This is a genomic window from Bombilactobacillus sp. ESL1197, assembly GCF_058107145.1.
This window is the reverse complement of the sequence record NZ_JBYLTY010000001.1, coordinates 929,201-952,954: the sequence shown is the minus strand read 5'-3', so window position 1 is coordinate 952,954 and position 23,754 is coordinate 929,201. Positions and strand designations below refer to the sequence as shown.

Here is a 23,754-nt window from a genome sequence, read left to right as displayed (position 1 = left end):
GAATGGTTCCTCCAACATTTAATCTCAACTGTTAATTATACACAACTTTTTCTTAAATGCTGGATTTTTTAACGAATTTGTGCGTTAAACAAATCAATTAAAGCTTGTTGCACATTAGCAAAATCCTGATTAACTTCATCGTCTGTTAATGTAGCTTGCGGATTTTGGAAAGTCAAATTATAAGCCAATGACTTATGACCCGCAGCAATGCCTTTGCCTGCATAAACATCAAATAGTTTAATATCAGCCAAATATTTACCAGCCGCTTTTTGAATGGCTAATTCTAACGCTTCATTAGTAATAACTTCTGGAACAATTACCGCAATATCACGACTAATTGCGGGATACTTACCAGCTGGAACATAAATTTCGGAAGCTTTAGGATAGGCCATGACTTTTTCCAAATCAATTTGGAAAACTACCGTTGGCGCCAAGCGTAATTTTTTGGCTAAAGTTGGATGCAGCGTACCGATAAATCCAACCGGCTGTTGATCCATTAAAATAACTGCCGTTTGTCCAGGATGCAATTGCTTAATCGCACTCGTGGCTTGGTAAACAATCGTGGCTTTTCTTTGGAAACTTTGTAATAAGCGTTCCACATCACCTTTAATGTCATAAAAATTAACATCGCGGGCCGTTTGATCCCAACTATCCTGGATGACTTGCCCACTATAAGCCCCGGCAATCATTTCGACTTCCTTAGGCCGCACTACGTTTGCGTCATTCTTCAAGAACACACGTCCTTGCTCAAACAAGGCTACATTCGTTTGCTTACGCGCAGCATTATAAGCTAAATCATCTAACAAACCGCTAACTAAGTTGGCCCGTAAATACTCATGATCTTGGGTCATTGGCCAATCAACTTTGGTTAACACTGCGGGCTTCAAGCAGAAGGCTGCCGCTTTTTCTTGAGTGGTCAAAGAATAACTGATGGCTTCATCATAACCCAATGACCGCAAAGTTTGCCGACTTTGGCGAATGAATTTTTGTCTAGGGGTATAGCCACCAATCGTTTGGGTAACTGCTGGTAAAGTGCTCGGAATTTTATCGAAACCATAAATTCGAGCCACTTCTTCAATTAAATCTGAATCAATAAAAATATCCCACCGACGTAATGGTACCGTGACAATTAACTCTGAATCTTTAACCTCTACCTCAAAGCCTAACCGTTCAAAAATCGCAATAATTTCCGCTTGTGAAATTTCCGTCCCCAAAGCATGATTAATCCGATCCGTGGTTATTTTGACTACCGTTGGCTTCAAAACTGATTGACTACCAACTACTTGGTCTTTTAATACTGTTCCGTCAGCTAATTGTTGCACTAATTGCGCTGCCATATCTAATGCTTCAGCAATGGCGGATAGATCCACCCCTTTTTCAAAGCGAGCCGAAGCATCCGTTCGTAAATTATGACGCTGCGCAGTTTTGCGGATTTTCGTAGGGTTAAACACGGCTGATTCTAAAACTACTGTGTGGGTTTGCTCAGTCACCGAAGTAGCCAAACCACCCATAACTCCAGCTAAACCAACGGCTTGTTCGTCATTAGAAATCACAATATCTTGATCCGTTAAATCATATTGTTTTTCATTTAACGCTGTAAAAGATTCTCCCGCAGCCGCTAGGCGCACGGTTAATTTTTTGGAGCCCAATTTGTCGTAATCGTAAGCATGTAATGGTTGACCATAATCTAACATAATGTAATTAGTAATATCGACAATATTATTAATTGGTTTGATACCGTTATTCCACAAATGAACTTGCAACCAGAGCGGGCTTGGTTTAATGTGAATATCCTTAATCACCCGTGTCCGATAAGTCGGGGCCAATTGTTCATCAGTCACGTCAATACTTAATTGTTGTTCTGCTGAAGCTGCATCCTCACTAACACTGGGCTGTTCAAAATGGGGCTGTTCATCATACATTGAAGCCACTTCCCAAGCGGCACCATGCATTCCAAGTGTATCCGCCCGATTAGGCGTAATATCAAAATCTAAAACAGTGTCATCCAAGCCTAAATAAGAATAAACCGGTTGACCTAAGGGAATATTTTCGGTTTCTGGAAAAACATAAATTCCATTTTTAAAAGCATCAGGAACGACGGAATCATCGAAGCCAATTTCTTGCAAGGCACACAGCATACCATTGGAGGCCACACCACGGAATTTACCTTTTTTAATTTTTTCGTTGTTAGCAATTCTGGCACCAGGTAAAGCCACAATAACCGTTTCACCCACAGCCACATTCGGCGCACCACAGACAATCTGGGCCAATTCTTCGGCACCCACATCCACTTGACAAATATTTAAGTGGTCCGCATCGGGGTGCTTGGTGACCGTCTTAATTTGACCAGTGACTAAATTCTTTAACCCAGCGCCTGATTTAATTATTTCATCAACTTCAATGCCGGTAACCGTCTCCCGATCAGCTAATTGTTCTGGTGTTTCTGGTAGATCAACATATTCTGCTAACCAATTAGTAGAAATCTTCATTAATTTATTCCCCCTGAAATTGTTCTAAAACCCGAACATCATCTTGATAAAAATCGCGGATATCATTAATGCCGTATTTTAACATGGCAAACCGATCTGGCCCTAGACCAAAGGCAAAGCCACCATAAATAGTCGAGTCAACGCCAGCATTTTCTAAAACATTCGGATGCACCATGCCCGCACCTAACACTTCTACCCAGCCGGTGTATTTGCAAACTTTGCAGCCTTCACCACCGCAGGCAAAGCAGGAAACGTCAACTTCCACTGATGGTTCCGTAAATGGAAAATAACTCGGACGTAAGCGAATTTCGCGTTCTTTACCAAAAATATGACGCGCTGTTAATTCCAAAGTACCCTTCAAATCCGCCATCGTAATATGCTTATCAATGACTAAACCTTCAATTTGATTGAATTGGTGTGAATGTGTGGCATCGTCAGTATCGCGACGATAAACTTTACCCGGACTAATCATCTTCAAAGGACCTTTCGAAAAATCATGTTTTTCCAAAGTCCGCGCTTGCACAGGTGAAGTCTGCGTCCGCATCAAAATTTCATCCGTAATATAGAAAGTATCTTGCATATCACGCGCAGGATGATCTTTGGGAAGGTTCATCATTTCAAAATTGTAGTGATCTTCTTCGACTTCGGGACCATTGACCACTTCATAACCTAAACCAATAAACAAGGCTTCAATATCATCCATTACCTGATAAATCACATGCTTGGTTCCAATGTGACGTTGGTGTCCAGGTAAAGTGACATCAATTTTTTCATTGGCTAATTTGGCTGCAGTCGCTTGACTTTCTAATTGTTCCTTGGCTTGATCCAAAGCTGTTTGTAAATCATCGCGGACACTGTTGGCTAAAGCACCAACCTTAGGGCGTTGTTCCGCGCTTAAATCCTTCATTCCCCGTAAAGCTTGGTTCAACGGACCTTTTTTACCCAAAAAATGAATTCTAATTTCATTTAAATGTTCGATTTTTTGTGCATCATGAATCTGTTGTAGACCTTTTTGCCGCAAATCGTTTAATAAATCTTTTAAATCCATCACTACCTGCTCCTCTAAATAAATAATTTCAACAATAAAAAAAGCCCCATCCCTAAAAGGGACGAAGCTTCGCGGTACCACCCTGCTTGAGTTCAGTCCAGCTTGATAGCTGCACCTAAACTCCACTTATCTGTCATATAACGCTGACTAATGACGTTTAGACTCCAGAGTGAATTCACATCATCTGGCTTCAATTGTTCTCACTTACCCAATTGTCCCTGTGAATCCAGACCTTGATGCTACTACTTTCTTTCATCGTCGTTAAAACCAGTTTAAAACTTTCATGCATAAATTTCAATTAAATTTTAATTCGATTGCTTCAAATGTAATTTTTGGCGCCACAATGCCAACTTGGGCAAGCAAGCTTCCTGCACGGCACACTGATCATCAACTAAGTTAACAATTAAGCTTTCGAGATATTTCGGTGGCGTGGACGTCGCACCAAACATATGCTTGACAATAATGTCAGCTTCAATTGGTCTTAAATCGGTTAATTGTTGCGCATTATTTAGCGCAACATGTGCGTGAATATCGGCGTGCGCCCGAAAACTCAATTGCTTGCGATCCCAAGTGTAATAAAACAAGTCATGCAACAAACCGCCACGTGCCAAAGCGCGGGTATCTAAATGCAACTTCTTGCCAATTAAATAACTGCGATAAGAAACGCTAATTGAATGATCCAAACGATTAGAATAATGATGTTGTGGAATTTGACTTAACTTTTGCACCTCGGGTTTAGCTAATAAATCAGAAACTTGAGCTAAATAAGCTGCATCAGTCTGCCAATTTAATTCTCGAGCCAAAAAGTATCCTCCTTAAAGACTGAGTCTATACATAATAATACCAGCTGCTACTGCCACGTTCAATGATTCTGCGGATCCTAAAATGGGAATATATAAATTTGTATCCGTTAAAGCTGCTAATTCAGGCGCCAAGCCGTGCGCCTCATTGCCCATAATTAAAGCAAAATCTTTTGGCTTGGCTACAGTTTGATACTCTTGGGCCTGATCATTCACCAAAGTTCCGTATACTGGAATTTGTTGTGCTTTGAACTCACTGACTGCTGACTGTAGATCCAATGACTGAACGGGTAAATGAAATTGACTACCTTGCATAGCACGTTGCACTTTTGGTGCATAAAAGTCGACCGAATCTTCGCTGAGTAAGACGCCACTGAACCCAGCAGCATCAGCTGTGCGAATCATGGTTCCCACGTTACCCGGGTCCTGAATTTGTGATAATAATAACCACTTTCCATGGCTTAAGTCAATAGTTTCCGGTTGCGGTATTGGTAATTCCGCAACAATGCCTTGGGGTGACACGGTGTCGGTAATCGCCTGCGCAATTTCCGGAGTGATTTCCACTACTTGGTCCATGTGATCACGCACTAAATGTTTGGGATCACGATTGAGATAATCCGTCGTTGCATAAATAGCATTTAGCTTAACTTGATGGGCCAACGCCTCAAAAATCAAGTGCTCGCCTTCTAACAAGTAACGTTGTTGCTTTTTACGTCCCCGGTGACTTTGTAATTTCTTCAAATCTTTAATTTTACTATTTTGCCCTGAACTAATATACTCCATAGCTAACCTCTCTAAATCTAATCTTCTTACTTATCATATCATTTTTTGGACATTTTCTTGGCAAAATTAATAGAATGCTTTTGGCTTCAACTATATTTTCCGCTATACTAGAGAAGTATCATTTAGAACAAGGACGAAGGAGGTTTTGATTTTGACTCAAAAACATGTTGCAGCAGATATTTATGGTCATGTACAAGGTGTGGGCTTTCGTTATGCAACCTACTCCGTCGCACAAACTTACCAAATTACTGGCATTGTCAAAAATTGTGACGATGGTAGCGTCCATCTAGAAGCTCAAGGCGACACTTTAGACTTGGAACATTTTATGAAAGTGATGCAGCAAAGTCCGAGTAAATTTGCTAAGATTGATCATATTAATTGGCAAGAAAAACCTCTCGCTAATTATTCTAAATTTTCAATGATGTAACGAGATGGAGAAATTTATGAAAAAGACAACTAAACGTTTACTTTTATGGGGTGGTTGTTTAAGTCTATTACTCTTAGTCACCGCCTGCTCTCGCAGTGGTATCAATGCAAATCTTAAGCCGCCAACTCATGGTCCTTACGGCTGGATCTACCAATATATTGGCGTACCTTTCCAAAACTTAATGCTCTACGTTTCTAAAACTATTGGTGGCAAAAGTGGCTATGCCTGGGGCATTATCCTCATTTCCTTTGTGGTGCGGTTAGTTTTATTACCATTAAGTTTGATGCAACAAAAGAAATCAATCGTGCAACAGGAAAAAATGAAGGGCATTCAACCCCAACTGCAATTAATTCAACAACAGCAAAAAAAGGCAACTACGCAAGAAGAACAAACGCAAATCAGTCAATTAATGATGCAAGTCTATTCCAAAAACGACATCAAATTAACTGGGGGCCTGGGTTGCTTACCTTTGTTGTTACAATTTCCAATTTTTATTGCCATCTATCAAGCCGTGCAATACTCACCGGAAATTTCGAAAGCTAACTTTTTAGGAGCACCATTATCAAAACCTAGCATTCTGATCTCAGTCGTGGCGACAATTTTTTACGTGGTTCAAAGCTGGATGACTTTAAAGAGTGTGCCACCAGAACAAAAGAAGCAAATGCAAACTATGATGTGGCTCAGTCCAGCCATGACTTTCTTCATTAGTATTGCATCCTCAGCTGCTTTAGGTCTGTACTTCTTAATTGGTGGGATCATCGTCGTCTTACAGCAATTGATTAGCGATTATATCATCACGCCAAAGGTGCGTAAGCAAGTCGACCAAGAATTAAAAGACAAGCCGATTGTGCAAGTAGTTACCGAAAAAACTTTTGCCCAACAAGCAGCACCAACAAAGGACAATGCAAAACAATTTGGTCAAACTAAGCAACAACATCAAAAAAATCGCCAACGTAATGCTGGTAAGCAACAGCATCATAAGTAAATTTTTGCAATAGTACCTTACTAAAAATGCTCCCATCGTTAGATTTAACATCTAATGGTGAGGAGCATTTTTTAACTGATTATTTGATACACTTAAGTGATCATTTCAAGCTATACTCAAATCTTAAGCGACTTTACTCGCCGCATTTTTATTGTAATGAATTGACTAACGACCATTTTGCTGTAGCATGATAATTTGCTTCATAGACAGGTGTTTGCAATTGTCGTAAGTCTAACTTGGGACCCGCAATTTGGCGATGACTAGCATTCCACCAACCTGTTGAAATATCAGTAACTGCCTTACCAGAACCATCAACAAGCGTATGATGCTTGTCATACTGATCAATTAGCGCCGGCGTTTGCGAAATGGCAGTTGGCGTACTACTATCAGCAGGTAAATATTGGAAAATGTCTGTTAATGGCGTTGTCGTTTGATCACTAGTGAAATCTGCAATCGCTAAACTGAGTTGCCAACTCGGTACTCCCGTGGTGTCCGTTACTTTTAATACTGTTCGTGTGGCATCATACGGCAAATCGTAAGCTTGCTTGGCCGTTTGTACAATCTTGGTGCCGAAGTCTAGCGTATCCGGCACGCTCAAGCTCATCGTACCTGAATTATATTTCAAATCTAATTGATACGGCACTAGTGGTAACAAGGGATCCGAAGTAATAGCTGGGAAAACTTGTGGTATTTCTAAAGCGTTAGTTAAAGTATAACGATAATGCTTTGTCTTAATCGCAGTTGGAAAATTAGCTTGATCTGTCGGATCTACCGGCTTGCCGACCACACCGACAATCGTCTGAGCAGCTTTGTGTCCATCTTCATCTTTATTAAAAACTGGCTGGTTAGTAGCACTATCAAGATAATTGATCTGTACTAAACTATTTTCAGCAACATTAACTGTTGCTACTGTTGAAGCCTGCGGATTTTCACTAGTAAACTGGCCCCCACTATCAACTGCATAGATCTTAATTTGATGACCGCCAGCCTTGGGAGTGGCTAAAGTCTTTAAATCAGTCTGATCAATAATATCTGCTGTCCAAGATTGCGCCAATGACGGATCTTGAATAGTCAAAGGTGTAAGCTGTAATTTTTGATAGTTTTCAATCTCAGCTAAATTCGGATTAGTATCCACTGGATCAATAGCATAATACAACTGTACTTGAGAGCTATCATTATCAATCACGATGCCGCTTAGTTGTATAGCGGGCAAACTCTTATCTTGATAATCATGGCAATATTCTAGGCCCATATTTGTAGTGCCCAATGTCCCAAACCTTACTTGCGGTGTTTGATTCTTTAACTGATGCTGCCAGACTAAAGTTTGCGTAGGATTTCCCTTACTGGCGTCCGAATCTTGATCTTGACTCGGACGATTAACATTACGTAAAAAATCATCATCCAACGAATCTCGGGTCGGATAAATGGTCCCAGTTGGGTGATGGTCCGTTCCTGCACCCACGGCTTGCCAAGCGCCGGTCTTTTGCCCAGCCTGACCTAAAACTTTATATTGATAAGTGCCATCTTGAAAAGTCAAACCTAATTGTGGCATGTCTACATAATCATTATACCAATCGTACTTACTACTAGAGCTATAATGATAGGCATTAGGAAAGAGCACCTTAGAACTTACTTTAATTTTCCACAAATTATGATCACCTTGCGTAAAATATAAAATAGATTCTTTGTACTGAACTTTAGTGGTATCGAATTTACTTAAATCTAAACTCATTAAATTGCTACAACCAGAGAACATACTTTCCATATCAACAACCTTACTGGTGTTAAAGTTGCTGACGTCTAAATGGGTCAAACTGCTACAGTTATAGAACATATAAAACATTCTAATAACTTGACTAGTGTCAAAATTACTTAAATCTAAATTTGGTAAACTGCTACAGCCACTAAACATAGAAGACATATCAGTAACTTGACTAGTGTCAAAATTACTTAAATCTAAATTTGGTAAACTACTACAATCACTGAACATATTAGACATATCAGTGACTTTGCTGGTGTTAATGCCACTCAAATTTAAGTTCGATAAATTTCTACAAGTAGTGAACATGTAAGACATATCAGTTACTTGACCAGTATCAAAATTACTTAAATTTAAACTTGATAAATTGATACAACTAGCAAACATGTACGTCATATTAGCAACTTGACTAGTATCAAAATTACTTAAATTTAAACTTGATAAACTGCTACAATCACTGAACATAGAAGATACATTAATAACATTGCTAGTATCAAATTTACTTAAATCTAAACTTGGTAAACTGCTACAGCCGCTAAACATAGAAGACATATCCTTAACATTGCTAGTGTTAATGCCACTTAAATCTAAACTTGGTAATTTACTACAATAAGAGAACATCGAAGACATATCAGTGACTTTGCTGGTGTTAATGCCACTCAAATTTAAGTTCGATAAATTTCTACAAGTAGTGAACATGTAAGACATATCAGTTACTTGACCAGTATCAAAATTACTTAAATTTAAACTTGATAAATTGATACAACTAGCAAACATGTACGTCATATTAGCAACTTGACTAGTATCAAAATTACTTAAATTTAAACTTGATAAACTGCTACAATCAAAAAACATGTAAGACATATCAGTGACTTGACCAGTATCAAAATTACTTAAATTTAAACTTGATAAATTTTCACAATCAAAAAACATGTAAGACATATCAATGACCTTGCCAGTGTTGAAATTACTTAAATTTAAACTTGATAAACTGTCACAATAAGAGAACATGTAAGACATATCAGTGACTTGACCAGTATCAAAATTACTTAAATCTAAACTTAGTAACTTGCGACAACTAGCAAACATGTACGTCATATTAGCAACTTGACTAGTATCAAAATTACTTAAATCTAAACTTTGTACACCGCAATTGTTGAACATATCAGCCATATTAGTTACTTGACTAGTATCTAAATTTTCTAAGCCATCTATTTCAGTACAATATCTTAAGCTAGCAAAAACGTAGCGACAGTTAGTTGGAAGTTGAACTCCTGGTTGCAGAACTACTTTTTTGACATTGCTTAGATGTTTCAACCAATTTTCACCATAATTGTAACTATATGAATCTTCATCTTTATAATAACTGTAAACACCTAAAGTACCCGGACCCACTGTTAGTGTACCATCAACATCAAGGGTCCACGGACAACTCCCCGCTACCCCACTGACTGGCGCTGTTAAAGTTGTAAAGTTACTAATGGTCGGTTGCTTTTTTAAGAGATTATTACCCTGCTTTGCTGGGTTCTGAGTTAGCAAATCCAAACTCTTCGGATTGGTCAAGAGGTCATTATTTTGATTAAGCATTTGACTAAAATCGTTACGCGACTGCATAGTAGTGGCTTGAGCTATCTGACTTAATCCTAACCACAAACTAAAAAGTTCCATTACCAAGATCACAGCTTGCGAATATTTAACCTTCATCACCAAAAGACCCTTCTTTAGTACTCCACGCCCAAATCAACAAGCGCTTACATTACACTTTAAACCGCCGTTTTAATTGCTAAATATTCTAGAACATTTGTATGATTATTATAGTGCTTTAATTAATTATTAATCAAGAAGCAGTTAGTTTTGATTTATCCATTTAATTAAAACAAAAGAAGAATAATTGGTTTGATATTTTATGCTTATTAACATTGTTTTTTGTGCAAAGATAATATTTTTTAAAATTAAATCAATTTAATAAAAATTAACATCTTATTTTTTACAACCAGTTAATGTCGCTTTTGAATTTTGAAATCAACACAAAAAAGCCTTGCAAACAACCAACGTCATTTACAAGGCTTTCAGTCTTCTAAAACTACTTTAATTTTTTCGATTCAACCAGCGGCAAATTAATTCGGAAAATGGTACCTGAACCCACCGCACTTTCGGCCGTAATAGTTCCTTTATACATTTCCACAATCTTTTTGGCAATTGACAGGCCCAAACCATTACCTCCACTTTCACGTGAACGAGCTTTATCAACACGGTAAAAGCGATTAAAAATGCGTTGTAAATCTGTTTGGGTAATGCCCACGCCAAAATCTTGTACCGCAATATTTAACATGCCATCTTCGGTCGAAGCCGACAAGTTAATCTCTTTACGATCTTTAGAATATTTGACGGCATTATCTAATAAAATGACCAAGATTTGCATCAAATGGTTGCGGTAGATTTGTACCATGGTATGATCTGGCACCGTATCATCAAAATCAATTTCAAAGTCAGGGTGTAACATCACAAAATCGCCATAAGCTTGCTTAATCGTTTCATTAGCTTCTGTGACTTCATTGGTGTAATTGACTTCAATTTGTTCTGCCCGCGTTAAATCCAACATTTCTTGAATCAATTTTTTCATCCGCGAAATTTCACTCACAGATGCTTCAATGGATTCATCAAGCACTTTGGGGTCATCTTTGCCCCAGCGTTGAAGCATCTTGAGATGGCCTTCAATGACCGCCACGGGCGTCCGTAATTCGTGTGAAACATCTTCCACAAACTCTTTTTGCTGATTGGTATACTCTTGCAGGCGGTCTAACATATGGTTAAAGCGGTCGACCAAGTCCGTAATTTCATCATTAGACGACTGCTTGGGAATCCGCGATTGCGAATCAGGATCTTCGTTAATCTCATCAATCGTACGGTTAACTTGGTTAATGCGCCGCACTAACGGTTGCGTTAAAACATAGCCCAAAAAGACACTTAACAATAATGCAAAAATAATGACCACAATCATCCAGCGATTAAGTTCGCGAAAAGCACGGTGATAACCGCGCAGACCGTCGTTAATTTTGACGTAGCCAATCACTTTATGATTACGACTTGAGTGAATCGGCACCGTCGTTTCTAAAAAGCTCAATTTTCTGGGAACTTTTTTGACCGTAATCTTCGTGGTGCCAGTAAAGTTGGGATCAATTGCCCCATCTTTAAACAAAACCATCCCGTGCAAATCATATAACACAATGGCTAAATCACCACGCGCCAATTGCTTGGATAAACTGTCATGGTAAAATTTTTCTGGATTTTCAGCCACTAAATTACCATTGGCATCCCGTTCCACCGTTTTTTGATTTAAGCGCGGTGCTAAACGATTTTGCACTTGTTGCTTATTCAAAGGACCTTGGTAAACATTAAAGCGACTATCCACTGCGGAAATAGTATCCCGCACATTATTTTCTTCACTACGTAATAAAGCTTGATTGACTGAAGTATAGATTAAAGTTGAAAAAAGACCAAACACTAAAAAAATAGCTAAACTCAAAAAACACGTCCACTTAAATTGAATAGTAATTCGTAAATTAGCTAATTTTTGCTTCATGGGCGAACAACGTAACCAGTACCACGAACCGTCTGGATATAACTTTCTTTATCAGGTACATCAATTTTATTACGTAGATAACGCACATAAACATCAACAATATTGGTCTCACTTTGCGTGGATTCACTGCCCCAAACACTCTTCAATAATTGTTCCCGACTTAAAACTTTCCCCATGTTATTCAATAAAGTTAAGAATAAGTCGTATTCGCGCCGGGTTAATTCAATGACTTGACCGTTGCGACTCAAAGTATGTGCTTCTTTATCCATAATTAAGTCACGGTATTCAATCTTGGTTGAATGTGGCGCCATCTTCTGGTCTTCGATATCAATTCGCCGCAACAATGCCCGTAAACGTGCCAATAATTCTTCAATCGCAAACGGTTTGACGATATAATCATCAGCACCATGATCTAAACCAGATACGCGATCAATAATCGAATCCCGTGCCGTCATCATAATAATGGGGGTACTCTTTTCTTGACGAATACGGCGGCAAACTTCTAGACCATTTAAAGTTGGTAACATTAAGTCTAACAAAATAGCGTCCCAATCTTCACCTAAAGCGGCGTCTAAACCTTTGCGCCCGTCTAGTTCCACACGGGTATCATAACCTTCGTGTTGTAACTCTAATTCTACAAAGCGGGCTAAATTTTTTTCATCTTCAATGATTAATATTTTTGACATTTATAAGACTCCAGTTCTTAATTAGATTAATTTTTTCTAAATCTCGCTATCATTAGTGTATCACGTTTATTTAACCTTTGGCTAATAATACAGAAACTTAAAATCTATGATTAACATTTTAACGATACCACTAATTTTAAAACACTCTGAGTACCTGCTCCCCCCAATTCCAACAAACCTCATTTTTTCTAATAAGCATGATTAATTTTATTGCTTTCAAGTATTAACTATTGGGAACAGGACTATTATAATAATACATTTATGCAATCTGCGCTATTTTAATGCTCAAAAAGAAGCTAAACAGTAGGAAAACTCGGCAATAAAATTACCGAGTTTTCTAACTTATCTCTATATTAATTACATTTTAATACTACAGATTATTGCTCTTCATACCATGGATAATGGAAGATACCAGCACGGTCAACGCGTTGATAAGTATGAGCACCAAAGTAATCTCTTTGTGCTTGAATCAAACTAGCTGGTAAAACAGCTGCGCGATAAGAATCATAATAAGCAATGGCCGCAGATAAAGCTGGAACAGGAATTCCCGCTTGTACGGCCCAAGCTACGACTTGACGCGCAGAATCTTGATATTTAGCACAAATATCTTTAAAGTAATCGTCTAACAATAAGTTATCTAAATCAGGTTGGTTCTGATAAGCCGCCGTTATCTTTTGCAAAAATTGCGCTCTAATAATGCAACCTTCACGCCAAATATTAGCAATCTTACCGTATTGCAAATTCCAATCATAATGATCAGAAGCTGCTTTTAACTGCGCAAAGCCTTGCGCGTAACTCATGATCTTGCTAAAGTACAAAGCTTCCCGAATTTTTTCAGTAAAGTCATCTGGAACTTTCATTTCTAACTTGGACGCTGGTAGCTGTTCACTGGCTTTAACCCGTTCATCCTTAAAGGTTGAGATATAACGGCCATAAACAGCTTCAGTAATCAATGATTGCGGCACACCTAATTCAAGAGCACTTTGTGAACTCCATTTACCCGTACCTTTATTACCTGCAGCATCTAAAATTACATCAATAATCGGTTGATCACTACCTAAATCATCTTTACGCGTCAAAATATCAGCAGTAATCTCAATCAAGTAACTGGAAAGTTCGCCTTCGTTCCATTGACTAAAAATTTCTGCTAATTGTTCTGGTGTTAATTGACCTAAATTACGCATCAAGTTATAACTTTCAGCAATCAACTCCATATCACCATATTCAATACCGTTATGCACCATTTTGACGTAATGTCCCGCACCATTTGGCCCAATATAGGTAACACATGGCTGACCATCATCGGTTTTAGCCGCAATTTGTTCCAAAACTGGCGCTACCAAATCGTAAGCTTCTTTTTGGCCACCAGGCATTAAAGAAGGGCCCTTCAAAGCACCTAATTCACCACCAGAAGTGCCCATGCCAATAAAGTTAATGCCAGACTTATCAAGTCGCTTATTACGTGCCATAGTGTCTTCAAAGAATGTATTACCACCATCAATTAAGACATCACCTTGATCAAGTAATGGTATTAATTCATCAATCACAGCATCCGTCGCCTTACCAGCCTTCACCATCATCACAATCCGGCGCGGTTTTTCCAGAGAATTGACGAAATCTTCAATCGTAAAGCTAGGAACTAAACTTTTGTCCGGATGATCTTCAATTACTTGCTTGGTTTTCGCCGTGGTCCGATTATAAATAGCAACCGTATATCCCCGACTTTCAATATTTAAAGCTAAATTCTTACCCATGACAGCCATACCAATGACACCAATGGTTGGTTTATTCATCTTCATGTGCCTCCTGTTGATCATTTGTCTAACAATACCCTATCACAACTCGCAACGATTGATAATCCTTAATTATTTAATCTTGCTTATCATCAGCAAAAAAATCTTTTAACTTGGATAATTCTTCACTAGCTTCTAGATTGGGTGTGGCTTTTTTTTCATAATCATCTTCTGAAATAACCGTCCACTCATTGCCCTGTGGCATAGCCCCGGTCGCTTGTTCTTGGGGCGTTAAAACCTGAGTTGGAATATTCAATAATAGATTATCTTCAATCGCTTGTTGTAAGTCTAAAGTTTGGTCCGTCAATGAAATAATTAAATCGTATTGCTCTTTTTGTTCTGGGGTAATTTGATCATCTGTTAAATTCGTATATGTTTCATGAAAAGTAAAATCAATTGGTAAAACAACCGGCTCTAAACTCCGTGTTGACGGATAAGTCATAGAACCTGTCAGGTGAAGATCTCCGAAAATAAATTGCCCATCTAAACTAATCGCGCCTTGAACCTGAATTGGGCTCACTTCCATGATTTGTGGGTCACGTTGCTTTAGATCGGCACTAACATCCAGCGTTTGTTTTAAAATTAATGGTTCTTGGCGATACTTTTCTAATTCTCGAGTTTTAAAAACTAACATTATAATCACCTACTTTCGTAATGGTTGTCGTCCAAAATTTTGCTCCGGTAAATCAAATAACGTTAACAAACGATCTATTTGCACAGCATCAGCCATAATTCCCGGCTTGTTACCCAATTTTTGCGTAACTTTCGTAATTAACGGCCAACTCACTTGCTTGCGTAAATAATGCAAATGTTGTTGACCACTGCCATTAAAGCCCAAAACCTGCAAATACGGTTGCGCCAACATTTGCTGCATTTGACTAGTAGAAATATTCAATAATACATACAGGCATAGCCGGCGCAAGCGCGCAAACGTATACCTTTTACTCTTAATACGATACAAAAAATCCGAAAAATTCGTACTGGTAACTACTGCTTGTTTGAGCTTATACTGCAAGCCCTCATTCATCTGGTAAATTTGCCCTAATTCTTCCAAACTACTCGTCAACAACCGATATTTTAAATACGGAAAAAGCTGCTGCCAACTGAGAAATGGTGGCTTTAACAAGTCAGTCACAAAGTCTGGAATTGCTAATTGATAAGACTGGTCTTGCAATATTGCTTGGCGAATGGCACTAGCACTAGAAAACTTTCCCGACAAATCACTTTGATCATGTTGCCCCAAGCCTTGCCTCGGCAGAGCAACCAGTTGCACCGCATAATTTAACTCAAACGCCGCCTGGGCGTAAGCAACACCTAGTAGCTCATTGGGATTAGTTAATGTTAAACCCAACTGTGATTGTAAGACTTGATTAAATTGTGTGGCATAGGTCTGACGATAATCTGTAAATGTTTCTTTAGATGGATTTATTTGGGCAATTTTTTGACCTAATGTTTGATAATCTAATTGTGCATTCTCTGTGCTAAAAACCAGGTGCGAAACTGCTAATTGTTGACACAGTTTCAGAGCTTCTCGGGCAAAAATATCTGCTGGTTGAACGGCACCATAAACCGGCAACTCAACCACCAAATCTACTCCCGCTGCCAACGCCATTTGCGCCCGCTGCCATTTATCAACCAGCGCAATCGCACCACGTTGAACAAAATTACCTGACATAATCACTATTAACACATCAGGCTGTAATTGCTGGCGAATTTGTTGCAGCTGCCATAAATGACCATTATGAAACGGATTATACTCAGCGATTACTCCACAAACGCGCATTATTTTTTCAGTAAGGGAGCAACTTCAACAACTGGTGCTTGTGACCATAGCTTTTCCAATTGATAAAATTCACGCGTTTCTTGAGTAAAGACGTGCACAATGACATCACCTAAATCCAACAAAATCCACGGTGAATTTTTTGAGCCCTCAATTTGTTTAATCGTTAAACCGTGATTTTCTTCGGCTTCAACCACCGCATCCACAATAGCATCAACTTGGCGCTGACTATTAGCATCCACGATGACAAAATAATCCGCAACCAAACTAACTTGCTGCATGTTTAAAACAGTAATCGCATGCCCGTGTTTGGAATCTGCTGCTTGAACTGCAATTTGCATTATTTGTTGACTATTCAATCGTAAACCTCACTTTTTGGCTGCTACAACCCATTGATTATAGCTATCAATTGTTTTCGGATAAATTTGCTGTTTCTGACTCAATAACAGTTGCAAGGTATGTTCAATCTGATAACTAACCCCGGCATCTAAATCTTGATCGGTAATTTGCCGAGCTTCTTCGACTCCCGGAAAATCCCGCCCTGCTTCTGTATAATCAGCCATAAAAACAATCTTATCTAAAGTCGTCATTTTCACGGCTGCCGTAGTATGATTACGCACCGCGTTTAGAATTTCTTCATCATAAATGCCCAGTTCTTTTTGAATAAAATAAGCACCTACAACGCCATGCCAAATCGCGTTCCCATAATTTAACAAATCAGGATCCAAATTTTCTTGTTTAATCACTTGAATAAATTCATCGGCACTACGTTCTTTGGCATAATCATGAACTAGTCCCGCCACTTTAGCTTTGGTTACATCACTGTGATTTAACTGGGCCAGCTCTACACTGCGTTGACTCGTGCGCACACAATGTTCAAAACGATAAGGTGACAATTTAGCTTGAACTTGCTGTTTTAAAGCAACAAAATCATAATCAGTTTGAACGATCATTACTATAAAGCCCCTTTTCTTCAATATATTGACGTACTAAATCAGGAACAAAATACCGAATTGAGCCTTGGGTCTGCACTGTTTGGCGAATCCACGTGGAACTAACATCAATTTCGGGCATATTAATCCAAATCAGCGGATATGGTGAATTTTTTTCATAACCTTTGCGACAAACACCGACAAATTGCACCATTTTCGTTAATTCATCAATTTTATGCCATTTCGGCAAATATTCGACCATATCGCCGCCAATAATAAAATAATATTCATTTTCTGGGTGCATTAATTTTAGTTGACGCATCGTATCATAGGTATAACTAATGCCGCCCCGTTTTGCTTCAATTAAACACAAATCAAAATTTTGATGATCAATGATGGCTCGTCGCACCATCTCAACACGATGTTCAATCGAAATAGCGGTTTTCACATCAACATGTGGTGGTTTAGCATCTGGAATAAACAAAATCTTATCTAAACCCAATTGAGCAAAAACTTGATCCGCAATCATCAGATGCCCAACATGTGGTGGATTGAAAGTTCCACCTAAAATACCAATGCGCTTTTTTTTCGCTGTGGAAGCCATTTGAGTTTGTGGCTTGGTAACTACTTGCTTAGTAGTTAAGGTCTGCGCCATTTTGATCACCTATCCTTTGATTTTTGCCACCTCAAGACTTAATTGTTGGTGTTCTTTTTGTGTAGCAGGTCGATAAAAAACCGCAGTATGACCGATTTGTTGCACTAAAGTAATTTGACTATCCGCTTGGGTAATTGTGGCAACGACTTCGGCCCGATTAACCGGTGCCATTTGTAACCAATTAATTTTAATTAATTCTTGTAATTCTATTTGGTCTTGCAGTTGTTTCAGAAAATTAGCACTGAGACCATTCTTGCCGATTTGAAGACTAGGTGTCAAGGATTGCGCTTGACCTTTCAAAAATTTTAATTGCTTTTTATTTAACATAATTTACTCCACTTAATTAATCAAAGCGGGCCGCACATTAACTTTAATCCCAGCTGGCAAATAAGCTTTAACGACCACATGAGCTGGGACACAAACCCAGCCCAAGCCAGAAAACACAATATCACTTTTTTCGGTAGTTTGAATTGTGTGAGCTACTAATTGTTCAATTGGCTCCTTCGTTTGGGGATGCGCCAACAAGTCGCTTCGGTGAGCTTGATAAAATTCATCTGCATGGCTTAACTTAGTGCGGTGAACATACAATTGATTATTCACAAAAGCCGCAAAGGAACCCGCAGCACCTTCTAAAAAATCTAACCGGCCTAACCCCGCTAAAAACAAGGTTTGCTGGGGCTTTAATTGAAAAACTTTCGGATGTAATTCACTTTGTGGTGCTAGATATTTGAGATCTTTGGCCGTTAACAAATTAGCAATTTGACCGGGATGGATAATTCCTGGTGTATCAATCAAATCACCACCACCAGCTAACGGAATTCGAATTTCATTTAAAGTAGTTCCCGGATAACTAGAGGTCGTAATTAAATTTTTCAGTTCACTGTTAGCTTGTAAAATGGCATTAATCAGTGTTGATTTGCCGACATTAGTAGAACCGACGACATAGACATCTTGACCATGACGCAATTGATCAATTTGGTGCATCAATTGGTCAACATGCGTTAATTTTTGGGCACTAACCAGTTGCGTACCAACGGGATGCAAGCCCATTTGTTTGACCTGTTGTTGCAGCCAATTAACTAATTTATTTTGATTATAGGAATTAGGAATTAAGTCCAGCTTATTGCCAACAATTAACACCGGATTATTTTTAATATACGATTTTAGGTTGCTGACAATGCTTCCCGAGAAATTAAAAATATCCATCACGTAAACAACTAGCGCCGCTTTTTGACCAATGCGTTTTAACAGTTTTTGAAAGGAACGATTATCTAACGGAACTTCCGCTACTTCATTATAGTGTCGCAAACGAAAACAACGTTGACAATAAAGTTCTTGGTCATCCAAAGCTGATTCGGCCTTTTTCAGGGCACTACTAGGAACAAAACCGGCTAACTGGGCATTAGTACTCTGTAATTGTGCCCCACAACCTACACAAGATAATACTTCATCAGTCACGTAAATGCCGCCTCCAATCTAGTTGTGGATACAGAAAATGATTAATCTTTAAAATGGGACGTTCAATCATCCGATTAATCCGGGTTTTTTTAGAATCCGTCGCCACTAACGGTTTGACTAAGATTGTTTGCACTCCGGCCAAATTACCTGCCAAAACATCAGTCATTAACTGGTCACCAACCATTACTACTTCTTGTTTACGATAAGAGTTAGATTTGAGATATTTGCGTAAAGCAAACGGTAATGGTTTCAAGGCTCGTGCAACTATTTTAATTGGTAATCCCGCCACGGCCCGACTAACCCGCTCTTCATTATTATTCGACACAATAACTAATTGAATCCCATGAGCGGTCAACGCCTTTAACCAATTGGCTAACTGCGCATTTTGGCGATCCTTTTGATTCCAAGGAATCAAAGTATTATCTAAATCCGATAAAATCACTTTAATCCCTGCCGCCATAAATTCTTCAGGGGGGATTTGTGTGATTTGTTCAATCATCATGTTTGGCTTGAAGATTCCCAGAGTGTTCACTTCCTCTATATTATCCGTAAAAAAGTTGAGATTTAACGTAGATATCAATTATCTATCATAATAAACTCTACATAACACTCAACTTTTAGTAACTTTTTATTTTTAAACTCATTCGATGAAAAACACGTAACTAGCTAAGCTAGTTACGTGTTTATTTTAACGCATCTTTAGCTAAATCAACTAACTTCTTAAAAGCACGTTGGTCATTAACTGCTAAATCTGCTAACATCTTCCGATTGATATCAACTTGAGCTAACTTCAAACCATGCATTAATTTGCTATAACTCAGATCATACATCCGAGCACCAGCATTAATCCGGGCAATCCACAATTTGCGGTAATCACGCTTAACTTGCTTACGATCCCGAAAAGCATAATGATAAGAATTAAATAACTGTGTTGATGCTGCTTTAAATTGAATATGTTTAGAACCGCGGTAACCCTTGGCTAACTTAAGAACTTTCTTCCGACGTTTGCGAGTTACTGTTCCACCTTTAACACGTGGCATAAAGATTCCTCCTAAAAATTATTAAATAAAATAATGTTATTTGTAAGTAGTCAACATTTGTTTGATACGTTTCATATCACTGGAGCTGACCATTGCTGATTTAGCTAATTGACGACGTTGTTTCTTAGTCTTACCGTGGAAACGGTGACTAGTATAACCATGATCACGCTTCAAACCACCATTAGCAGTAAATTTAAAACGTTTTGCTGATGCACGATGTGTTTTTTGCTTAGGCATAATAAAATCCTCCTGCGTTGTTATTTTTTCTTATTGTCATTAATTGGAGCAAGCATTAAGAACATACTACGACCATCCATCTTTGGCCGCGTAATTACGGTTGCAACATCTTTCGTTGCATCTGCCATACGTTCCAAAACATCCCGACCGATTTCTTTGTGAGTGATAGCACGACCACGGAAGCGAATCGAGATTTTAACTTTTGAACCCTTTTCGAGAAATTTACGAGCATTCTTGAGTTTGGTATCAAAATCATTTTGCTCAATAGTTGGACTCAAGCGAATCTCTTTGATGCTAACAGTCTTCTGTTTTTTACGAGATTCGCGGTCCTTTTTTTGTAACTCAAACCGATATTTTCCATAATCCATAATTCTAGCTACTGGAGGTTTGGCATTAGGCGAAACCAATACCAAATCCAAGTCTGCTTGTTCGGCTAAGCGTAATGCTTCCTGCTTAGTCTTAACACCTAATTGTTCTCCATTAACTGAAATTACACGCAATTCACGTGAACGAATGCGATCATTCACGATCATATTGTTTTTGCTATTATTAGCTATGAGTATCCACCTCCGAAAAATTATCACTCACAAAAAATGCGGGTGCCGAAGCACCCGCAATCAATTATCGATTATTATTATCTAACCCAGTGGCTTCAAGCTTGGGTGAGAAGCGGGAGCTTCTGCTTGTTTCAACACTTAAACAGTATAGTTTTCATTTAAGCAGAAGTCAAGAATTATTTTTTAACTGCTTGTTGAATCCAAAAAATCATCTTTTCCATTGTTTGTTCTTCTTGCCGAGTATCAATGCCATTAGGATCTTGCAATTTGTAATTTTGAATAAAAGTAACTAACAATTGGCCAACGATTAAACGGGTTAAATCAGTAGCCGTCACTTCTGAACTGACCTGCTGATCCGTTTTTAACAATTGTGTTAAGATCTCTAACGCTTTGTTTAACTTAGGCTGCACTATGTCTAACACCTGCGTGCGAAAGTTCTGATTGACTAAAATTTGATCCAACACAATCAAAATAATTTGCCAGTTATTAGCCATAAACTGATAACGATCACGCATAATATATGCTATCAAATCTCTAACATTAGTGGCCTGCTGCTGAATTTGTTGCAAAAACTGATCACTGATCTTGGGAACCATTTGTTGCATCAACGGCGTAATAATTGCCTGCAACAAGTCAGATTTATTTTTAAAATGTTTAAACATCGTTGCATCACTTAGACCGGCTTCTCGTGCAATAGCCGCAGTCGTGGTTGCTTGATAACCTTTTTGTGCAAATAGCTTAACTGCTGCTTGAAAGATTTTCTTTTTACCAGCCGGAATCTTTTCATCAGCTAACCAAGAATCAACAATTTTTTGAGTCATATGACTTTAAACCTTTCTGTAACGTTTTAATCCTATTATATTACCAACAGTTAGTGCTAAAAGAAAGACAACGAGAACTAAAAGATCACCACTAATCCGATTCAAAGTAAATCCTTTCATAATCACATTCGTCAAAGCTTCAGAAGCATACTTTAATGGTAAAATATCAGACAACCATTGCGCCCATTTAGCCATGGAAGTTAATGGTACAATTCCGGAAAAGAAAATTTGGGGAATGACGATTACTGGAATGAACTGCATCATTTGAAATTCGGATTTGGCAAAAGTGGACATAAAAATTCCGGATGACAAAGCCACTAAAGCCAAAAGTAGAGTGATTAATAAAACTAACCATAAAGAACCAACGACTTGCACTTTCAAAATACCTACCGTAAACAAAACAATTAAAATAGTTTGTAAAATAGCGATTAGTCCATAACTCAACATATAACCCCAAACAATTTCGGAACGCTTCACTGGAGTGGCTAACAAGCGATTCAACGTTCCTGAGGTCCGTTCACTTAACAACGCCATTCCGGAAATCAAGAAAACAAAGAAAAAGACAAAGGCCGCCATCAGAATCGGCATTAATTTGTCAAAAAATGTCGAATCTTTCGTACCATAGTTATAAGCATTATAAATTTTTATTTTTTTAGCTTGACCTAGCACTGTTGATTGTTGCAATGTGGGCGGCAAAACTTTTTGAAGAGTTTGAAATGATGATTTTAATTGATTTATATTTTTTTGATTCAAGGCCACTTGTAAAGCTGATTTAGCTAATTTGGTTTTGCCCGCATCAACATTCGCGTAAGTGACCACCAACTTATTTTTACGTTGAACAATGATATTATCCACCTGTTCTTTTTTCAAAGCAGCCTTAGCTGATTGAGAGGACTGATAAGTTTTAACATGAACATGCTGGACCTGATTTAAATTATGTTTTAAACTTTGCGAAACTTCTACGGTGCCAATTGTAACATTAGTTGTAGTATTAACATTAAAAATATAATTCATTAAAGCTAAGACAATTAACGGCGCAATAAACATGAGCGCCAAAGTCTTTTTATCACGAAATAATTCCTTTAATACACGTTTGGTAATAGCCCATGTTCTCATTTCAAGTCACCTTCTGCTTTCAAAAAGACTTCTTCTACTGTTTGAACATTGTATTGTTTTTCTAAATTCCTGGGATGATCATTAGCAATAATTTGCCCATCAGATAATAAAGCTACTCGATCCGTCAATTCCGCTTCATCCATGACATGAGTGGTAATTAAAATGGTCCGACCACTATCGCGCAAGCGCATCAATTCCTGCCAAATTTGCTGGCGCAATGCTGGATCAATCCCCACTGTCGGTTCATCTAAAACTAATAATGGCGGATTACCTAATAAAGAAATCGCTAAAGATAACCGCCGCTTCATCCCGCCAGAATAACCACTAACTCGTTTCTTTAGATCTGACGTCAAATCAACTACTGCCGCCGCATGTTGAATTTGTTCATCAATTTGTTGTTTCACAATGCCTTTCATCTGTGCAAAAAATTGTAGATTCTCATAAGCGGTTAAAGAATCATATAACGCATCCGTCTGAGCCATGTAACCAATATCTTTTAGTAAAACGCGATTGGGCATAACAGTATCAAACACCGTGGCTTGGCCGGCATCGGCTTTTTCCATACCTAAAGTAATTTTAATGATCGTGGATTTACCAGCACCAGAGGGACCGATCAAGCCCACTATTTCACCAGCTTGTACTTGAAAACTCACATCATCCAAAACTGTTTGTGGGCCAAACTTTTTTTGAATATCAATTAATTGAATAACTTCTTGAGTCATGGCAACCTCCATAATTTTAGTAAGTTAGTAATTACTTACTTACAAAATTTATTGTAGCATTGTCACTGGAATTTACAAGTTAA

The 23,754-nt window shown here is 38.3% G+C and carries 24 protein-coding genes and 2 other annotated features; of the genes, 2 read left to right on the top strand and 22 right to left on the bottom strand.

All coding sequences use genetic code 11. The features are described from left to right. Positions 1 to 68: 68 nt before the first annotated feature. The 4 genes from pheT to AC3B6B_RS04330 all read right to left on the bottom strand — a co-directional run bounded on the left by pheT (position 69) and on the right by AC3B6B_RS04330 (position 5,120). Positions 69 to 2,489, bottom strand: a complete 2,421-nt coding sequence (gene pheT, locus AC3B6B_RS04345; RefSeq protein WP_489757449.1) for a phenylalanine--tRNA ligase subunit beta — start codon at positions 2,487 to 2,489, stop codon at positions 69 to 71. Positions 2,490 to 2,493: 4 nt separating this feature from the next. After that, positions 2,494 to 3,537 carry a phenylalanine--tRNA ligase subunit alpha gene (pheS, locus tag AC3B6B_RS04340; protein WP_489757448.1) on the bottom strand — a complete coding sequence of 348 codons (1,044 nt, stop codon included), beginning with the start codon at positions 3,535 to 3,537 and terminating at the stop codon, positions 2,494 to 2,496. Between the two features lie 54 nt (positions 3,538 to 3,591). Beyond that, positions 3,592 to 3,802 (bottom strand) — a binding site (T-box leader). A 40-nt stretch (positions 3,803 to 3,842) separates the two neighbouring features. Then, complete coding sequence (locus tag AC3B6B_RS04335) at positions 3,843 to 4,340, bottom strand: HD domain-containing protein (RefSeq protein WP_489757447.1); 498 nt, start codon at positions 4,338 to 4,340, stop codon at positions 3,843 to 3,845. Between the two features lie 12 nt (positions 4,341 to 4,352). Next, the gene (locus AC3B6B_RS04330; RefSeq protein WP_489757446.1) at positions 4,353 to 5,120 is read right to left on the bottom strand and encodes a TrmH family RNA methyltransferase; all 768 of its coding nucleotides are present in this window, start codon (positions 5,118 to 5,120) and stop codon (positions 4,353 to 4,355) included. 151 nt (positions 5,121 to 5,271) lie between these two features. Here AC3B6B_RS04330 and AC3B6B_RS04325 point away from each other — a divergent pair, with 151 nt between their 5' ends. After that, positions 5,272 to 5,547: an acylphosphatase gene (locus AC3B6B_RS04325; protein WP_489757445.1), complete on the top strand. Its 276-nt coding sequence runs from the start codon at positions 5,272 to 5,274 to the stop codon at positions 5,545 to 5,547. A gap of 16 nt (positions 5,548 to 5,563) precedes the next feature. After that, the gene (gene yidC / locus AC3B6B_RS04320) at positions 5,564 to 6,532 is read left to right on the top strand and encodes a membrane protein insertase YidC (RefSeq protein ID WP_489757444.1); all 969 of its coding nucleotides are present in this window, start codon (positions 5,564 to 5,566) and stop codon (positions 6,530 to 6,532) included. A gap of 148 nt (positions 6,533 to 6,680) precedes the next feature. Here yidC and AC3B6B_RS04315 read toward each other — a convergent pair whose 3' ends face one another. The 18 genes from AC3B6B_RS04315 to AC3B6B_RS04230 all read right to left on the bottom strand — a co-directional run bounded on the left by AC3B6B_RS04315 (position 6,681) and on the right by AC3B6B_RS04230 (position 23,671). Further along, complete coding sequence (locus AC3B6B_RS04315; RefSeq protein ID WP_489757443.1) at positions 6,681 to 9,995, bottom strand: BspA family leucine-rich repeat surface protein; 3,315 nt, start codon at positions 9,993 to 9,995, stop codon at positions 6,681 to 6,683. A gap of 379 nt (positions 9,996 to 10,374) precedes the next feature. Then, the gene (locus AC3B6B_RS04310) at positions 10,375 to 11,874 is read right to left on the bottom strand and encodes a HAMP domain-containing sensor histidine kinase (RefSeq protein WP_489757442.1); all 1,500 of its coding nucleotides are present in this window, start codon (positions 11,872 to 11,874) and stop codon (positions 10,375 to 10,377) included. Further along, positions 11,871 to 12,560 (bottom strand): response regulator transcription factor, encoded by a 690-nt coding sequence (locus AC3B6B_RS04305; RefSeq protein WP_489757441.1) that lies wholly within the window; start codon positions 12,558 to 12,560, stop codon positions 11,871 to 11,873. Before AC3B6B_RS04305 ends, AC3B6B_RS04310 begins: the two co-directional genes overlap by 4 nt. Positions 12,561 to 12,937: 377 nt before the next feature. Further along, on the bottom strand, positions 12,938 to 14,353 hold the full coding sequence (gene gndA / locus AC3B6B_RS04300) for an NADP-dependent phosphogluconate dehydrogenase (protein WP_489757440.1): 1,416 nt from the start codon (positions 14,351 to 14,353) through the stop codon (positions 12,938 to 12,940). Between the two features lie 76 nt (positions 14,354 to 14,429). Further along, complete coding sequence (locus tag AC3B6B_RS04295) at positions 14,430 to 14,987, bottom strand: DUF177 domain-containing protein (RefSeq protein WP_489757439.1); 558 nt, start codon at positions 14,985 to 14,987, stop codon at positions 14,430 to 14,432. Positions 14,988 to 14,996: 9 nt separating this feature from the next. Further along, the gene (locus AC3B6B_RS04290) at positions 14,997 to 16,136 is read right to left on the bottom strand and encodes a nucleotidyltransferase (RefSeq protein WP_489757438.1); all 1,140 of its coding nucleotides are present in this window, start codon (positions 16,134 to 16,136) and stop codon (positions 14,997 to 14,999) included. Beyond that, positions 16,136 to 16,492, bottom strand: a complete 357-nt coding sequence (gene rsfS / locus AC3B6B_RS04285; RefSeq protein WP_489757437.1) for a ribosome silencing factor — start codon at positions 16,490 to 16,492, stop codon at positions 16,136 to 16,138. Before rsfS ends, AC3B6B_RS04290 begins: the two co-directional genes overlap by 1 nt. Positions 16,493 to 16,501: 9 nt before the next feature. Next, positions 16,502 to 17,086 (bottom strand): bis(5'-nucleosyl)-tetraphosphatase (symmetrical) YqeK, encoded by a 585-nt coding sequence (gene yqeK, locus AC3B6B_RS04280; RefSeq protein WP_489757436.1) that lies wholly within the window; start codon positions 17,084 to 17,086, stop codon positions 16,502 to 16,504. Further along, entirely contained in the window at positions 17,070 to 17,720 is a 651-nt protein-coding gene (locus AC3B6B_RS04275) for a nicotinate-nucleotide adenylyltransferase (RefSeq protein WP_489757435.1), read from the bottom strand. The genes yqeK and AC3B6B_RS04275 overlap by 17 nt, the downstream gene beginning before the upstream one ends. 9 nt (positions 17,721 to 17,729) lie before the next feature. Next, entirely contained in the window at positions 17,730 to 18,047 is a 318-nt protein-coding gene (locus AC3B6B_RS04270) for a YhbY family RNA-binding protein (protein WP_489757434.1), read from the bottom strand. A gap of 12 nt (positions 18,048 to 18,059) precedes the next feature. Then, positions 18,060 to 19,178, bottom strand: a complete 1,119-nt coding sequence (gene yqeH, locus AC3B6B_RS04265; protein WP_489757433.1) for a ribosome biogenesis GTPase YqeH — start codon at positions 19,176 to 19,178, stop codon at positions 18,060 to 18,062. Next, entirely contained in the window at positions 19,171 to 19,710 is a 540-nt protein-coding gene (locus AC3B6B_RS04260; protein ID WP_489757432.1) for a YqeG family HAD IIIA-type phosphatase, read from the bottom strand. Before AC3B6B_RS04260 ends, yqeH begins: the two co-directional genes overlap by 8 nt. A gap of 151 nt (positions 19,711 to 19,861) precedes the next feature. Continuing rightward, on the bottom strand, positions 19,862 to 20,218 hold the full coding sequence (gene rplT, locus AC3B6B_RS04255; protein WP_489757431.1) for a 50S ribosomal protein L20: 357 nt from the start codon (positions 20,216 to 20,218) through the stop codon (positions 19,862 to 19,864). 36 nt (positions 20,219 to 20,254) lie between these two features. Beyond that, complete coding sequence (gene rpmI, locus AC3B6B_RS04250) at positions 20,255 to 20,455, bottom strand: 50S ribosomal protein L35 (protein WP_489757430.1); 201 nt, start codon at positions 20,453 to 20,455, stop codon at positions 20,255 to 20,257. 20 nt (positions 20,456 to 20,475) lie between these two features. Continuing rightward, positions 20,476 to 20,988: a translation initiation factor IF-3 gene (gene infC, locus AC3B6B_RS04245; protein WP_489757429.1), complete on the bottom strand. Its 513-nt coding sequence runs from the start codon at positions 20,986 to 20,988 to the stop codon at positions 20,476 to 20,478. Positions 20,989 to 21,036: 48 nt separating this feature from the next. Beyond that, positions 21,037 to 21,146 (bottom strand) — a sequence feature (ribosomal protein L20 leader region). Positions 21,147 to 21,188: 42 nt separating this feature from the next. Then, positions 21,189 to 21,833 (bottom strand): TetR/AcrR family transcriptional regulator, encoded by a 645-nt coding sequence (locus tag AC3B6B_RS04240; RefSeq protein WP_489757428.1) that lies wholly within the window; start codon positions 21,831 to 21,833, stop codon positions 21,189 to 21,191. A 6-nt stretch (positions 21,834 to 21,839) separates the two neighbouring features. Then, positions 21,840 to 22,949: an ABC transporter permease gene (locus AC3B6B_RS04235; protein WP_489757427.1), complete on the bottom strand. Its 1,110-nt coding sequence runs from the start codon at positions 22,947 to 22,949 to the stop codon at positions 21,840 to 21,842. After that, on the bottom strand, positions 22,946 to 23,671 hold the full coding sequence (locus AC3B6B_RS04230; protein WP_489757426.1) for an ABC transporter ATP-binding protein: 726 nt from the start codon (positions 23,669 to 23,671) through the stop codon (positions 22,946 to 22,948). Before AC3B6B_RS04230 ends, AC3B6B_RS04235 begins: the two co-directional genes overlap by 4 nt. Positions 23,672 to 23,754: the final 83 nt, after the last annotated feature.

Bases quoted from the DNA above. Each gene is read 5' to 3' on its own strand.
- pheT (WP_489757449.1), bottom strand. From the start codon at position 2,489: ATGAAGATTTCTACTAATTGGTTAGCAGAATATGTTGATCTACCAGAA.
- pheS (WP_489757448.1), bottom strand. From the start codon at position 3,537: ATGGATTTAAAAGATTTATTAAACGATTTGCGGCAAAAAGGTCTACAA.
- AC3B6B_RS04330 (WP_489757446.1), bottom strand. From the start codon at position 5,120: ATGGAGTATATTAGTTCAGGGCAAAATAGTAAAATTAAAGATTTGAAG.
- yidC (WP_489757444.1), top strand. From the start codon at position 5,564: ATGAAAAAGACAACTAAACGTTTACTTTTATGGGGTGGTTGTTTAAGT.
- AC3B6B_RS04315 (WP_489757443.1), bottom strand. From the start codon at position 9,995: ATGAAGGTTAAATATTCGCAAGCTGTGATCTTGGTAATGGAACTTTTT.
- AC3B6B_RS04310 (WP_489757442.1), bottom strand. From the start codon at position 11,874: ATGAAGCAAAAATTAGCTAATTTACGAATTACTATTCAATTTAAGTGG.
- AC3B6B_RS04305 (WP_489757441.1), bottom strand. From the start codon at position 12,560: ATGTCAAAAATATTAATCATTGAAGATGAAAAAAATTTAGCCCGCTTT.
- gndA (WP_489757440.1), bottom strand. From the start codon at position 14,353: ATGAATAAACCAACCATTGGTGTCATTGGTATGGCTGTCATGGGTAAG.
- AC3B6B_RS04295 (WP_489757439.1), bottom strand. From the start codon at position 14,987: ATGTTAGTTTTTAAAACTCGAGAATTAGAAAAGTATCGCCAAGAACCA.
- AC3B6B_RS04290 (WP_489757438.1), bottom strand. From the start codon at position 16,136: ATGCGCGTTTGTGGAGTAATCGCTGAGTATAATCCGTTTCATAATGGT.
- yqeK (WP_489757436.1), bottom strand. From the start codon at position 17,086: ATGATCGTTCAAACTGATTATGATTTTGTTGCTTTAAAACAGCAAGTT.
- AC3B6B_RS04275 (WP_489757435.1), bottom strand. From the start codon at position 17,720: ATGGCGCAGACCTTAACTACTAAGCAAGTAGTTACCAAGCCACAAACT.
- AC3B6B_RS04270 (WP_489757434.1), bottom strand. From the start codon at position 18,047: ATGTTAAATAAAAAGCAATTAAAATTTTTGAAAGGTCAAGCGCAATCC.
- rplT (WP_489757431.1), bottom strand. From the start codon at position 20,218: ATGCCACGTGTTAAAGGTGGAACAGTAACTCGCAAACGTCGGAAGAAA.
- rpmI (WP_489757430.1), bottom strand. From the start codon at position 20,455: ATGCCTAAGCAAAAAACACATCGTGCATCAGCAAAACGTTTTAAATTT.
- infC (WP_489757429.1), bottom strand. From the start codon at position 20,988: ATGATCGTGAATGATCGCATTCGTTCACGTGAATTGCGTGTAATTTCA.
- AC3B6B_RS04240 (WP_489757428.1), bottom strand. From the start codon at position 21,833: ATGACTCAAAAAATTGTTGATTCTTGGTTAGCTGATGAAAAGATTCCG.
- AC3B6B_RS04235 (WP_489757427.1), bottom strand. From the start codon at position 22,949: ATGAGAACATGGGCTATTACCAAACGTGTATTAAAGGAATTATTTCGT.
- AC3B6B_RS04230 (WP_489757426.1), bottom strand. From the start codon at position 23,671: ATGACTCAAGAAGTTATTCAATTAATTGATATTCAAAAAAAGTTTGGC.